Source organism: Acinetobacter sp. HY1485 (assembly GCF_027568475.1).
GTDB lineage: Bacteria > Pseudomonadota > Gammaproteobacteria > Pseudomonadales > Moraxellaceae > Acinetobacter.
Window position 1 is genome coordinate 179,504 of record NZ_JANKZG010000001.1, and the last position, 11,873, is coordinate 191,376.

General features: G+C 38.4%; 14 protein-coding genes and 4 tRNA genes. 7 read left to right on the forward strand and 11 right to left on the reverse strand.

Features of this window, described 5'->3' with window-relative positions; genetic code table 11:
* Positions 1–8: 8 nt before the first annotated feature.
* From trpC to PCI70_RS00830, 4 genes are all read right to left on the reverse strand, one after another.
* A complete protein-coding gene (trpC, locus tag PCI70_RS00815) occupies positions 9–794 on the reverse strand; it encodes an indole-3-glycerol phosphate synthase TrpC (RefSeq protein ID WP_269913457.1) in 786 nt (261 codons plus the stop codon).
* Positions 791–1,840 (reverse strand): anthranilate phosphoribosyltransferase, encoded by a 1,050-nt coding sequence (gene trpD / locus PCI70_RS00820; RefSeq protein WP_269913458.1) that lies wholly within the window; start codon positions 1,838–1,840, stop codon positions 791–793. Before trpD ends, trpC begins: the two co-directional genes overlap by 4 nt.
* 5 nt (positions 1,841–1,845) lie before the next feature.
* Entirely contained in the window at positions 1,846–2,430 is a 585-nt protein-coding gene (locus PCI70_RS00825) for an anthranilate synthase component II (protein WP_269913459.1), read from the reverse strand.
* Positions 2,431–2,564: 134 nt separating this feature from the next.
* Positions 2,565–2,855 (reverse strand): DUF3817 domain-containing protein, encoded by a 291-nt coding sequence (locus PCI70_RS00830; RefSeq protein WP_269913460.1) that lies wholly within the window; start codon positions 2,853–2,855, stop codon positions 2,565–2,567.
* Between the two features lie 200 nt (positions 2,856–3,055).
* On the opposite strand from PCI70_RS00830, the gene glnA reads away from it, so the two are divergent.
* From glnA to PCI70_RS00860, 6 genes are all read left to right on the forward strand, one after another.
* Complete coding sequence (glnA, locus tag PCI70_RS00835; RefSeq protein WP_269913461.1) at positions 3,056–4,465, forward strand: type I glutamate--ammonia ligase; 1,410 nt, start codon at positions 3,056–3,058, stop codon at positions 4,463–4,465.
* A gap of 73 nt (positions 4,466–4,538) precedes the next feature.
* Positions 4,539–4,964, forward strand: a complete 426-nt coding sequence (locus tag PCI70_RS00840) for a MarR family winged helix-turn-helix transcriptional regulator (protein ID WP_269913462.1) — start codon at positions 4,539–4,541, stop codon at positions 4,962–4,964.
* Between the two features lie 49 nt (positions 4,965–5,013).
* Positions 5,014–5,439 carry an organic hydroperoxide resistance protein gene (locus tag PCI70_RS00845; RefSeq protein ID WP_269913463.1) on the forward strand — a complete coding sequence of 142 codons (426 nt, stop codon included), beginning with the start codon at positions 5,014–5,016 and terminating at the stop codon, positions 5,437–5,439.
* 76 nt (positions 5,440–5,515) lie between these two features.
* Positions 5,516–5,980: a chorismate--pyruvate lyase family protein gene (locus tag PCI70_RS00850; RefSeq protein ID WP_269913464.1), complete on the forward strand. Its 465-nt coding sequence runs from the start codon at positions 5,516–5,518 to the stop codon at positions 5,978–5,980.
* A 9-nt stretch (positions 5,981–5,989) separates the two neighbouring features.
* Entirely contained in the window at positions 5,990–6,841 is an 852-nt protein-coding gene (gene ubiA, locus PCI70_RS00855; RefSeq protein ID WP_269913465.1) for a 4-hydroxybenzoate octaprenyltransferase, read from the forward strand.
* A 28-nt stretch (positions 6,842–6,869) separates the two neighbouring features.
* A complete protein-coding gene (locus PCI70_RS00860; protein ID WP_269913466.1) occupies positions 6,870–7,079 on the forward strand; it encodes a hypothetical protein in 210 nt (69 codons plus the stop codon).
* Positions 7,080–7,120: 41 nt separating this feature from the next.
* Here PCI70_RS00860 and PCI70_RS00865 read toward each other — a convergent pair.
* From PCI70_RS00865 to PCI70_RS00890, 6 genes are all read right to left on the reverse strand, one after another.
* Positions 7,121–7,196 (reverse strand) — tRNA-Asn (locus PCI70_RS00865).
* Between the two features lie 157 nt (positions 7,197–7,353).
* Positions 7,354–7,429 (reverse strand) — tRNA-Asn (locus tag PCI70_RS00870).
* A gap of 157 nt (positions 7,430–7,586) precedes the next feature.
* Positions 7,587–7,662 (reverse strand) — tRNA-Asn (locus tag PCI70_RS00875).
* 297 nt (positions 7,663–7,959) lie between these two features.
* A tRNA-Asn gene (locus tag PCI70_RS00880) sits at positions 7,960–8,035 on the reverse strand.
* Between the two features lie 116 nt (positions 8,036–8,151).
* Entirely contained in the window at positions 8,152–8,778 is a 627-nt protein-coding gene (locus tag PCI70_RS00885) for a superoxide dismutase (RefSeq protein ID WP_269913467.1), read from the reverse strand.
* A 109-nt stretch (positions 8,779–8,887) separates the two neighbouring features.
* Positions 8,888–9,643 carry a Nif3-like dinuclear metal center hexameric protein gene (locus PCI70_RS00890; RefSeq protein ID WP_269913468.1) on the reverse strand — a complete coding sequence of 252 codons (756 nt, stop codon included), beginning with the start codon at positions 9,641–9,643 and terminating at the stop codon, positions 8,888–8,890.
* A 62-nt stretch (positions 9,644–9,705) separates the two neighbouring features.
* Between PCI70_RS00890 and PCI70_RS00895 the strand changes: the two genes are divergently transcribed.
* Entirely contained in the window at positions 9,706–10,869 is a 1,164-nt protein-coding gene (locus PCI70_RS00895) for a S1C family serine protease (RefSeq protein WP_269913469.1), read from the forward strand.
* 32 nt (positions 10,870–10,901) lie between these two features.
* Here PCI70_RS00895 and PCI70_RS00900 read toward each other — a convergent pair whose 3' ends face one another.
* The gene (locus PCI70_RS00900) at positions 10,902–11,849 is read right to left on the reverse strand and encodes a Tim44 domain-containing protein (RefSeq protein ID WP_269913470.1); all 948 of its coding nucleotides are present in this window, start codon (positions 11,847–11,849) and stop codon (positions 10,902–10,904) included.
* Between the last annotated feature and the right edge of the window lie 24 nt (positions 11,850–11,873).

The window sequence follows — 11,873 nt, forward strand, 5'->3', positions numbered from 1 at the left end:
ATCTGTCCTTACAATTTACCAAATAAAGCCGTAAATGCTTCATCGGGGCGAGGTTGTTTCATAAAACTTTCACCAACTAAAAAGTGGTGAATTTGATTTTCTTGCATTAAAGCAACATCCTGTGGCGTTGCAATACCACTTTCTGTAATAAGCAAACGAGATGCAGGGAGTTGTTTTTTAATGCGAAGAGAGTTGTTTAAATCTACTTTAAATGTTTTTAGGTCGCGATTATTGACACCAAGTAAGCAGCGTTCATCAAGTAATAACGCACGTTCTAGTTCTTTCTCATCATGCACTTCAACTAAAACATCTAAACCATGCTCAAATGCTGTTTTGGACATTTCTTCAAGTTGCTGATCAGACAGAGATGCCACAATGAGTAAAATGCAGTCAGCATGTAATGCGCGTGCTTCGACTACATTATAAGGGTCAATTAAAAAATCTTTACGTAGTGCAGGCAAATTACAGTTTTGACGGGCAATCAAAATATTTTCATCTGCACCTTGGAAGAAATCAATGTCTGTGAGTACTGACAAACATGCTGCACCCGCTTCTTCATATTGTTGTGCAATTTCGGCAGGGTCAAAGTCTGCACGAATAACGCCTTTAGAGGGTGAGGCTTTTTTAATTTCTGCAATTACCCCGGGTTGTTTAGCTTTTAATGCTTGAGCAAAGCCACGTACAGGGCTAGCAGCTTGTACGAGTTGTTCTAAATCATAAAAGGTGCGTTCTTTACGACGAATCGCAAGTTCTTCAATTTTACGATCAATAATTTTATCTAATATAGTACTCATACGGTTTCAACCAATTTAAGCGTTTTGGTAAATTCTGCAAATACACTCATTTTTTCAAGTGCTTGTCCACCATCAATGATATCTTGTGCAAAAGCAACACCTTGTTGGTAACTATTGGCTAAACCAGAGACATAAATACCTGCACCTGCATTGAGTGCAATCATATTAGCAGCTTTTTCACCAATTTTTGATTTCTTACGTCCAAGTGCATCTTTAATTAAAGCTAGACTTGCTGTTGAGTTTTCTACACTTAAACCACTTAATGTTTGTGAATCTATGCCTACATCTTCTGGAACAAGTGTCCATGTGGTAATTTCACCATTTTTTAGTTCGGCAATACTCGTTTTGTTGGCAAGGGTAATTTCGTCTAAACCATCTTGTGAATGAACAACCATCACATGTTCTGCACCTAGTTGCTTCATTACTTCTGCCATAGGTACACAGAGTTCTTCTGAAAAGACACCAATCACAAGGCGTTTTACATTTGCAGGGTTAGTCATTGGACCTAATAAGTTAAAGATGGTACGGATACCTAATTCTTTACGTGGCACAATGGCATACTTCATGGCTTTATGATGATTAGGTGCAAATAAAAAGCCAATACCCATCTCGCGGATACAGCGTTCGGTTTGTGCAAGCGATAAATCAAGGTGAATACCTGCTTGTTCTAATAAATCAGATGAGCCTGAGTTACTTGAAACGCCGCGGTTACCATGTTTAGCAACGGTTGCGCCTGCGGCTGACATTACAAAAGCAGAGGCTGTAGAAACATTGAAAATGTTTTGTCCATCACCACCCGTACCGACAATATCAACTAAATATGGAACATCGTCCACATTAATTTTAATGGCTAATTCACGCATGACGCGTGCTGCTGCGGTCATTTCTTCAATAGTTTCGCCTTTAAGACGTAAACCCATAAGAAGCGCGCCAATTTGTGCGTTGGTTGTTTCGCCACTCATGATTTGACGAATAACATTTTGCATTTGGGCATCGGTTAAATGAATATTTTTTGTAATACGTTTGAGAGCGTTTTGAATGTCCATTGTCATCACTTATAAGTTTCAAGGAAGTTTTTAAAAATTTGATGTCCGTGTTGGCTCAAAATAGATTCTGGGTGAAATTGCACCCCTTCTACAGGTAACGTTCTATGCCGTACACCCATAATTTCTTCCATTGAGCCATCTGCTTCTTGTGTCCAGCAGGTCACTTCTAAACACTCAGGCAGTGTTTCTTGGTCAATGACCAAAGAGTGATAGCGTGTTGCTGTAAATTCAGAAGGCAGATTTTTAAAGATACCTACATCATTGTGATACATATTGGATAAACGCCCGTGCATCACTGTTTTAGCACGTACGGTATCGCCTCCAAATGCTTGTCCAATACTTTGGTGTCCTAAACACACACCAAGAAGCGGAATTTTGCCAGCAAAGTGTTGAATTGCAGCAATAGAAATGCCTGCTTCACTTGGCGAACAAGGTCCTGGACCAATGACGAGGTATTGCGGTTGCCATCGTTCGATATCTTCTAGTGATACTTGATCATTGCGAACCACTTTTACATCTTGGTCTAACTCGCCAAAATATTGCACGATGTTATATGTAAAACTGTCGTAGTTATCGATCATCAGAAGCATATCGGTATTAACCTTTTGAACTATAAGAAATAATTAAATTGAACCTTCATTCTTACCCACAATATTACCCAAAAAGTAACTTGTTTTACTACTTTAGCAGAATTTAAATTATTTGTAATAACATCATTGACCTATCAATTTAAATAATTGTTGTGCTGGCATTTTTGCTTAATTAACTTTTCATTAATAAAACCGCCAAATGGGATAAATGCTAAAACAAAAAGTTGTAAGCGTTGTTTAGGTGTCCAAAGTGAAAATGTTTTGAACAAAAGTGCCATGTAAGCAATAAAAACAATGCCATGTAATGACCCAAGAAGTTTGGTTGCAATTGGATAGCCTAAAAAATACTTCACAGGTAAACCAATACAGAGTAAAAGTAAGAGTGTTGTACCTTCAGCTAAAGATAAGTATTGAAGTTGACGCATAGTACACCTTTAAATGCACTTAAATTGTGCAGTGGTAGAAGCCAAAATATTTTTTGAGTGTGTTATTTTGGTGCAGAATACGCAAATTAAATGCGCGCATGTCAATTTATCATATCTATTGTGAATTGGCATGAGTGTTGCTTAATACTAGTTAACAACTAACACGCACTGGCAAAGTGCAAAAATATTGGAGCAAGAACATGGCGAATAAAGTCCTTGAACTCATTAATGATAGCGGCGCTCGCTGGGTTGATTTTCGCTTTACAGATACAAAAGGTAAAGAGCAACACGTAACATATCCTGCCGATTCAATTGACGAAGATACATTTGAAGATGGCAAAATGTTTGATGGTTCTTCTATTGCAGGTTGGAAGGGCATTGAAGCATCAGATATGATTTTACGTCCAGATGCAGAAACTGGCTTTATCGACCCGTTCTTTGCTGAACCAACTGTAGTGGTAACGTGTGATGTGATTGAGCCATCAACAGGTCAAGGTTACGAGCGTGATCCACGTTCAATTGCACGCCGTGCTGAAGAATATTTAAAATCAACAGGGATTGGTGATACGGCATTTTTTGGTCCTGAACCTGAATTTTTTGTATTTGATGAAGTGAAATGGGACATTGATATGTCTGGCGCTCGTCATACTTTAATTGCAGAAGAAGCGGCATGGTCAACAGGTAAAGATTATGAAGCAGGTAACAGTGGTCACCGTCCGCGCGTAAAAGGTGGCTATTTCCCTGTACCACCTGTTGACTCATCACACGATATGCGTGCTGATATGTGTGCAAAAATTGAAGCAATTATGGGCGAGGGGCGTGTAGAAGTTCATCACCATGAAGTTGCATCTTGCCAATTAGAAATTGGTGTGAGCTTTAACACATTGGTACGTAAAGCAGATGAAGTACAGCAGTTTAAATATGCAGTACACAATGTGGCACATCAATATGCAAAAACGGCAACGTTTATGCCTAAACCAATGGTAGGCGATAACGGTTCTGGTATGCATGTGCATATGTCGATTTCTAAAGATGGCAAAAACCTGTTTGCAGGCGATGAGTATGCAGGACTGTCTGAAATGGCATTGTTCTTTATTGGTGGTGTCATTAAACATGCGCGTGCATTAAATGCATTAACCAATCCATCAACGAATTCATACAAGCGTTTAGTACCACATTTTGAAGCACCGATTATGTTGGCTTATTCAGCGCGTAACCGTTCTGCATCAATCCGTATTCCTTATGTATCTAGTCCTAAAGGTAAGCGTATTGAAGCACGTTTCCCTGATCCAGCGGCTAACCCGTACTTAGCATTTGCAGCATTGCTCATGGCAGGTCTTGATGGTATTCAAAATAAAAGCCATCCAGGTGATGCAGCAGATAAAAACTTATATGATTTACCACCGGAAGAAGAAGCACAAATTCCAACAGTGGCACATAGCTTAGAAATGGCATTAGATGCATTAGAAGCAGATCACGAGTTCTTGTTAAAAGGCGGTGTATTTACGAAAGAAATGCTAGATGCTTATATTGAATTAAAAACAGAAGATGTACGCCGTTTAAATACAACGACACATCCTGTTGAGTTTGATATGTACTACAGCGTTTAAGTTAAAAAAAGAAGCCCACTTCGGTGGGCTTTTTTATTACACTGCTATTTATTTATGATGTTAGGAAAGCTGCATGCAGTCAGATGAGTTATTAAAATTAGATCATCAGCTTTGTTTTGCCATTTATTCAGCCAATCTTGCTTTTAATCAAGTGTATCGTAAATTATTAAAACCACTTGGTTTAACTTATCCACAATATTTAGTGATGTTGGTTTTGTGGGAAAAGGACGCAGTCACTGTGTCAAAAATTGGAGATTTATTAAAACTAGAATCTTCGACACTTACACCTATGCTTAAACGAATGGAAGCATCAGATTTCATTTATCGGCAACGTTCAAGTGCAGATGAGCGACAAGTTTTAATTCATTTAACACAACATGGTGAAGAGCTAAAACAACAGGCACAAAAAATACCCCAAGCCATGCAAAATTATGCAGATTTAAAATATCAACTTATGCAATTATCAAAACAGCTTCAAGAAAAAATAGTTGATTCTTAATTTAAGTCGTGTACGATTTAATTGTGCGTTAAATAATTTGGAGTTGAAAATGGCATTAGAAAAAGTAATCTATACAGCAAAAGCACAAGCAACAGGCGGTCGTGATGGTCGTGCAACATCTGACGATAAAGCATTAGATGTAAAGCTTGGTGTACCTAAAGAAATGGGTGGCTTAGGTGGCGGTACAAACCCTGAGCAAATGTTTGCTGCAGGCTATTCAGCTTGTTTTTTAAGTGCAATGAAATTTGTTGCAGGACGTGACAAAATTTCGATTCCTAAAGATGCATTTGTAGAGGCAGAGGTGGGGATTGGTCCAATTCCAACAGGTTTTGCTTTACAAGTAAAATTAAATATCCATTTACCACAAATGGATGAAGCAGAAGCACAAAAACTTGTAGAAATTGCACACGAAGTATGTCCATATTCAAATGCGACACGTAATAATATTGATGTTGACCTTAATATTGTTCTTTAAGATAGTGCGCTCGGTAAGAGCGCATTTTTTTACTTAAAATAGTATATTATTTCTTTTTTCTTATTCTTTTAATGAAGTGTCAAAACAAATCCCTTCTTATCTCAAAGCATGGTTATACGCTCAAGGCTCTCTAACACAGCAACTCACTAAGCTAGGGCAGGGGCAGTTTTGTGTTGAGCCTCTTACAGGTCATTTTTGTCGTTTAACTAAAGCAGATGCCCAGTGGCTAAAAATGCCTAATACCCATACTTCTTGGGTGCGTGAGGCTTATTTGTATGGTTCTGAGAGAACACCATGGGTACATGCAAAAAGTATTTTTCCAATTTTAAGTTTACAAAAACAAGCACGTATTTTTAAGCATTTGGGGACACGTCCAATTGGTTATTTCTTATTTAAACGTACAACGCCAAAGTGTGAACGGCGTATTTTATATTTAAAACAAGGCTGGACACGTCAAAGTTGCTATACTTGGCATGGATGTAAGTTTATTGTTCAAGAAACATTTTTACCTGCATTTGAGCAATTTATTACAAATAAATAAGAGTATACGATGCATAAACTGAAAGCTTATTACTATTTATGTCGTTTTGATAAACCAATTGGCACAGAGTTGGTATTTTTCCCCACAATGTGGGCATTGTGGATTGCTGCAAAAGGTATTCCTGCTTTAGGTATTTTAATTCCAATGACACTGGGTGTTATTTTTATGCGTGCAGCAGGTTGTGCAATTAATGATTTTGCAGACCGAAAAGTGGATGCACATGTAGAGCGAACCAAAAATCGTCCATTGGCAACAGGTGCAATTCAACCTAAAGAAGCTATATTTGTATTTTTAGCATTGGTGCTTGCAAGTGCCTTGTTACTGTTTTTTTTGCCTATTGAGACATTCTACTGTTCTTTTGGTGCGCTGTTTTTAGCATTTATTTATCCATTTATGAAGCGTTATACGCATTTACCGCAAGTTGTATTAGGTGCAGCGTTTTCGTGGTCTATTCCAATGGCATTTACAGCGGTAGGGCATCCGTTAGACAGTACGTGTTGGTTACTTTATTTTGGTAATTTGGCATGGACAGTTGCATATGATACCCAATATGCCATAACAGACCGTGAATATGATTTGAAAATTGGCGTTAAATCTACGGCTATTCTATTTGGACGTTTTGATTTGCTTATTATCGGATTATTACAGTTTTTTAGTTTGTGTTTTATTGGCACTGCATTGTATCAAGAAGATCTATTACATCCATATGGCATTATTGCTTTGAGTCTTGCAGGTCTAGATTTTTTCTATCAGTGGATAAAAACCAAAGAGCGTGATCCTACACAGTGTTTTAAAATGTTTTTACACAATCGTTGGATTGGTATTATCATTTTTTTAGGAATTTTTGTCAGTTTGTTATAATGAAACCGTTTTTAAATTGAGTAGTCCCATGAACGAAGATATACGCCGTCGAGATCGTAAGCGCTGGACATTGTTTGCTGTTGGTTTATTAGTGCCTGTTTTATTGGTGACAATGCTATTTTTTGCTGCGTCTCAAGATGTAAAGACTAAACGTGGCTATGATGCACAGCGTGTAGTCTATGAAAAGCAACGTCAACTCGCATCTGATCCTGAAGTAAGTACCAGTCAACATCAATAAAAAAAGCCCCTAAGATTAGTACACTTAGGGGCTTTAGTATTTGGCTCTCCAACCTGGGCTCGAACCAGGGACCTGCGGATTAACAGTCCGTCGCTCTACCGACTGAGCTATTGGAGAATCTGAGGTGGATTTTAGGGATAAAATTTAAGTGCGTCAATAGATAAATGATTTATATGTATTTATTTTAAGCATTTTTTAGGCTTAGTGTAGGGTAGTGCTTTTAATTGATATAAAAAAAGCCCCTAAGATTAGTACACTTAGGGGCTTTAGTATTTGGCTCTCCAACCTGGGCTCGAACCAGGGACCTGCGGATTAACAGTCCGTCGCTCTACCGACTGAGCTATTGGAGAATCTGAGGTGGATTTTAGGGATAAAATTTAAGTGCGTCAATAGATAAATGATTTATATGTATTTATTTTAAGCATTTTTTAGGCTTAGTGTAGGGTAGTGCTTTTAATTGATATAAAAAAAGCCCCTAAGATTAGTACACTTAGGGGCTTTAGTATTTGGCTCTCCAACCTGGGCTCGAACCAGGGACCTGCGGATTAACAGTCCGTCGCTCTACCGACTGAGCTATTGGAGAATCTGAGGTGGATTTTAGGGATAAAATTTAAATACGTCAATAGATAAATGATTTATGTGTATTGATTTTGAACGTTTTTAATTATTCTAATGCTGAATGCTGAATGCTGAATGCTGAATGCTGAATGCTGAATGCTGAATGCTGAATGCTGAATGCTGAATGCTGAATGCTGAATGCTGAATGCTGAATGCTGAATGCTGAATGCTGAATGCTGAATGCTGAATGCTGAATGCTGAATGCTGAAATATGTATATTAAAAAAGCCCCTAAGATTAGTACACTTAGGGGCTTTAGTATTTGGCTCTCCAACCTGGGCTCGAACCAGGGACCTGCGGATTAACAGTCCGTCGCTCTACCGACTGAGCTATTGGAGAATCTGATGTGGATTCTATGGATTTAATGAACAGTCGTCAAGTTTTTATTTAAAAAAAAGAATTACTTGTTTTATTTATAGACAAAACCCTGCACTCAGCAGGGTTTTTTCAATATTTTATTTTTCTACGCCTGCATCTTCGCCTGCAAGTTTTGCAGTTGCATAATCCCAATTTACTAGGCTTTCTAAGAAAGTTGAGATATATTTTGGACGTGCATTACGGAAGTCGATGTAGTATGCATGTTCCCATACATCAATCGTAAGAACAGCGACTTTACCATGTGCAAGTGGTGTGTCTGCATTCGATGTTTTTAGAATAGATAAATCACCATTGATTTTGTCTGCAACTAGCCATGCCCAACCTGAACCAAACTGAGTTGCGGCAGCATTTGCAAATTCTTCAGCAAATTTTTCGTAAGAGCCAAAAGCTGCATTAATTTTATCCGCTAAAACACCTGTTGGTTGGCCACCACCATTTTGTTTCATGCAGTTCCAATAAAAAGTATGGTTCCATACTTGTGCAGCGTTATTAAATACGCCTGCTTTAGATGAATCTTTTGCAGTTGCAACAATAATTTCTTCTAGCGTTTTACCTTGAAGTTCTGTGCCTTCAATTGCTTTATTTAAGTTAACCACATAAGTATTGTGATGTTTATCGTGGTGATATTCTAATGTTTCACGGCTAATGTGCGGTGCAAGATCGTCATAACCGTATGGAAGATCTGGAAGTGTAATGGTTGTCATAATTTATTTCCTTGCTATTGAAGCTGGGTAAGTTGTTTAGTGTAATAATAAAAAGCAGTTTTGAGCTTACTTATTACACAGCGTAACAAAATCAACCCAGTAAGAGATATTAAATTGGGTTATTTTGCTCAAAAAAGCAATATTCCACATCAAATTTTTTTGCTATTTCTTGCCCAAGTCGTTGAATTCCATAACGTTCGGTTGCATGATGACCACAAGCAAAATAATTTACATCCAATTCTTTGGCTTCATAAAATGTACGTTCACTAACTTCGCCTGAAATATAAGCATCACACCCTTGTTCTGCGGCTTTAGTAATAAAGTCTTGCGCTGCACCTGTACAAAAACCAACTTTACTAATCAGTTGGTTTTTTGCAGGTAAATGAATCACTTGTCCAAAATGATAATTTAACAGCATTTTGAAATCTTCCGCTGATAAAGCATGTAATAAATAACCTGTATTGCCAATGGGATGACGTTCATTTGGATCCAAAGGTTCAATGGTATTTAACTCTAGTTTTTCTGCAATTGCTGCGTTATTACCGAGAGTAGGATGGGAATCTAACGGTAGATGATAGCCAACTAATGAAATATCATGCTGAATCAGTGTTTTGATACGTTTGCCACGCATCCCTGTAATGATACTTGGCTCGCCTTTCCAAAAATACCCATGATGAACCAATAACATATCGGCTTTTTGTTCAATACAAGCTTCAATGGCATCTAAAGAGGCACTGACAGCACATAAGATTTTTTTGACCTCATGTTTACCTTCAATCTGTAACCCATTAGGAGCATAGTCTTTAAATTCTTGTGTTTTCAGGGTCTTATCGCACCATTCAAGAATATCGTTTAATTGCGCCATATTTTTCCTATATGATGTTAAACCTGATACTAGAATACAATATTATTTTGAGGAACAATAACGTGCGTAGAGCATTAACATGGTTGCCTTGGATTCTGCTTGTAATTTTGGGAACGATGTTTTGGCAAAAAACACGTGTTGAAGCACCCATAGCGGCAGATGGCGTACAAATGCCAGTTGAAAAAGAAGAACCTTTAGTTAAACCAAATGCAGTCGATTCTTATAGTAATGCAGTGAATGTTGCTGCACCTGCAGTTGTAAATATTTTTACAACTCAAAAGCTCAATGGTACAGACAGTGCTTTACTTAAAGACCCTGCTTTTAAAAAATTCTTTGGTAATCGTTTGCCTGAACAAAAAAATCAAAATGAAAACAGTTTAGGGTCGGGTGTGATTGTACGTACTGATGGTTATATTTTAACAAATAACCATGTTATTGCCCAAGCCGACAAAATTATTGTGGGATTACGTGATGGGCGACGTGCCAAAGCAACAGTGATTGGTACAGACCCTGATACAGATTTAGCAGTGATTAAAATTGATCTGCAAGATTTACCTGTATTGCCATTTAAGCCGACAGGTAGCCAAGTAGGGGATGTGGTCTTAGCGATTGGAAACCCATTTGGTGTAGGACAAACTGTAACACAGGGTATTGTTTCGGCACTTGGGCGTTCTGATTTAGGAATTAATACATACGAAGATTTTATTCAAACGGATGCGGCGATTAATCCAGGTAATTCTGGTGGTGCGCTCATTGATGTATCTGGAAACCTAATTGGTGTAAATACAGCAATTTTTTCACAATCAGGTGGCTCATTGGGCATTGGGTTTGCAGTACCTGCTAAAGTATGTCAACAAGTATTTAACTCTATTTTAAAAGATGGGCGAGTTGTACGTGGTTGGTTAGGTATTAGTTTATTACCACCATCTTATAACTCTGATTTTGATACAGTCAAACCAACAGACGGTATTGTAGTTGCAGATATTTTCAGTCGTGGTCCTGCTGCAGATGCAGGTTTGCGTAAAGGTGACCGTATCTTAAAGGTAAATAATGAGAACATGCCATCAGCATCGCACCTTATTAACTATGTAGCGTTACAACCGCCAAATAGTACGGTGCAAATTGAAATAGAACGTAATGGTGAACCATTTAAAGTTGATGTACAAGTGGGTGAGCGTCAACAACAAAATGCAAATGCGCAGTATATTCCACTACCAAAACGTTAAAAAAAAGCCTGCAAATGCAGGCTTTTTTATGCTTAGCTTTCGACTTGAATACCAGCAACTAACCAATCTTGTTGATTAGAAACAGGTTTTACAAAATGCCATACTTCAGAGAATGGTTTTGGTGCACTGTTTAAATCTTCAGTGACTGTACCTGTAAAGCGAACGCTTACAACGTACTGACCATTTTCTGTTGCACTGTCTGCAATCATCGCATTTAAGTTTTCAAATTCTGCAACGTCTTGGTCACGGTTTGCCATAATGTCTTGATACATTGAGTTATATAAGTCTGGCGTTAAGTAACGACGGATTTCTTCAATGTTGCTTGCCGTATTCATGGCTTGAATATGGTTAAAGCGTTGACGTGCAATACGTAAAAACGCAGCAGGTTCTGTACCATCTGGTAATTGATTACCGTTGTTGGTATAGGCTGTACCACCTGCTGTGCTTTGACCAAACACATTTGTATTACCACCACTTGGCGGTGGAGGCGTAGTACCTGTAAATGGTGAGTTATTTACTGGTTTTTTTTTTGCATTCATTTTACGGAATACAAAGAAACCAATACCACCTAAGAGTACAAGCCATAACCAACCTGGAATACCAGATTTTTTCTCTTCTTGCTGTGCTTGTTGTTGAGCAGGCTGACTTGCTGCTGTTGCAGTCGCTTGCGTTGGAGCAGCAGCGTTATTGTTGTGGTTGTCTGCCATTGCATTTGCAGCAATAGCACCCACAGCAGCACCTGCTACACCTGCAGCAACCATTTTACCGACACCTGAACCTTGACGCTGTTGTTGAACAGGCGCAGGAGCAGGTTGTGCATAAGACGGTGCACGTTGTTGTTGATACGACTGACTTGGTGCAACAGAACGTGTCATGCCTTGGCTACGACCGCCACCTGCACGTTTTGCTTCAACCAACGGTGAAACCACCAAAGTTGCCATTAAAATACTTGCAACTAAGCCACGCTGGCGTAATTTCATTAATTTTTCCTATGAAAATTAAAG

Coding starts and splice junctions, on each gene's coding strand:
- PCI70_RS00825 (WP_269913459.1), bottom strand. CDS start 2,430: ATGCTTCTGATGATCGATAACTACGACAGTTTTACATATAACATCGTG.
- PCI70_RS00830 (WP_269913460.1), bottom strand. CDS start 2,855: ATGCGTCAACTTCAATACTTATCTTTAGCTGAAGGTACAACACTCTTA.
- PCI70_RS00860 (WP_269913466.1), top strand. CDS start 6,870: ATGAACGAAGATATACGCCGTCGAGATCGTAAGCGCTGGACATTGTTT.
- ubiA (WP_269913465.1), top strand. CDS start 5,990: ATGCATAAACTGAAAGCTTATTACTATTTATGTCGTTTTGATAAACCA.
- trpD (WP_269913458.1), bottom strand. CDS start 1,840: ATGGACATTCAAAACGCTCTCAAACGTATTACAAAAAATATTCATTTA.
- trpC (WP_269913457.1), bottom strand. CDS start 794: ATGAGTACTATATTAGATAAAATTATTGATCGTAAAATTGAAGAACTT.
- PCI70_RS00840 (WP_269913462.1), top strand. CDS start 4,539: ATGCAGTCAGATGAGTTATTAAAATTAGATCATCAGCTTTGTTTTGCC.
- PCI70_RS00845 (WP_269913463.1), top strand. CDS start 5,014: ATGGCATTAGAAAAAGTAATCTATACAGCAAAAGCACAAGCAACAGGC.
- glnA (WP_269913461.1), top strand. CDS start 3,056: ATGGCGAATAAAGTCCTTGAACTCATTAATGATAGCGGCGCTCGCTGG.
- PCI70_RS00885 (WP_269913467.1), bottom strand. CDS start 8,778: ATGACAACCATTACACTTCCAGATCTTCCATACGGTTATGACGATCTT.
- PCI70_RS00890 (WP_269913468.1), bottom strand. CDS start 9,643: ATGGCGCAATTAAACGATATTCTTGAATGGTGCGATAAGACCCTGAAA.
- PCI70_RS00900 (WP_269913470.1), bottom strand. CDS start 11,849: ATGAAATTACGCCAGCGTGGCTTAGTTGCAAGTATTTTAATGGCAACT.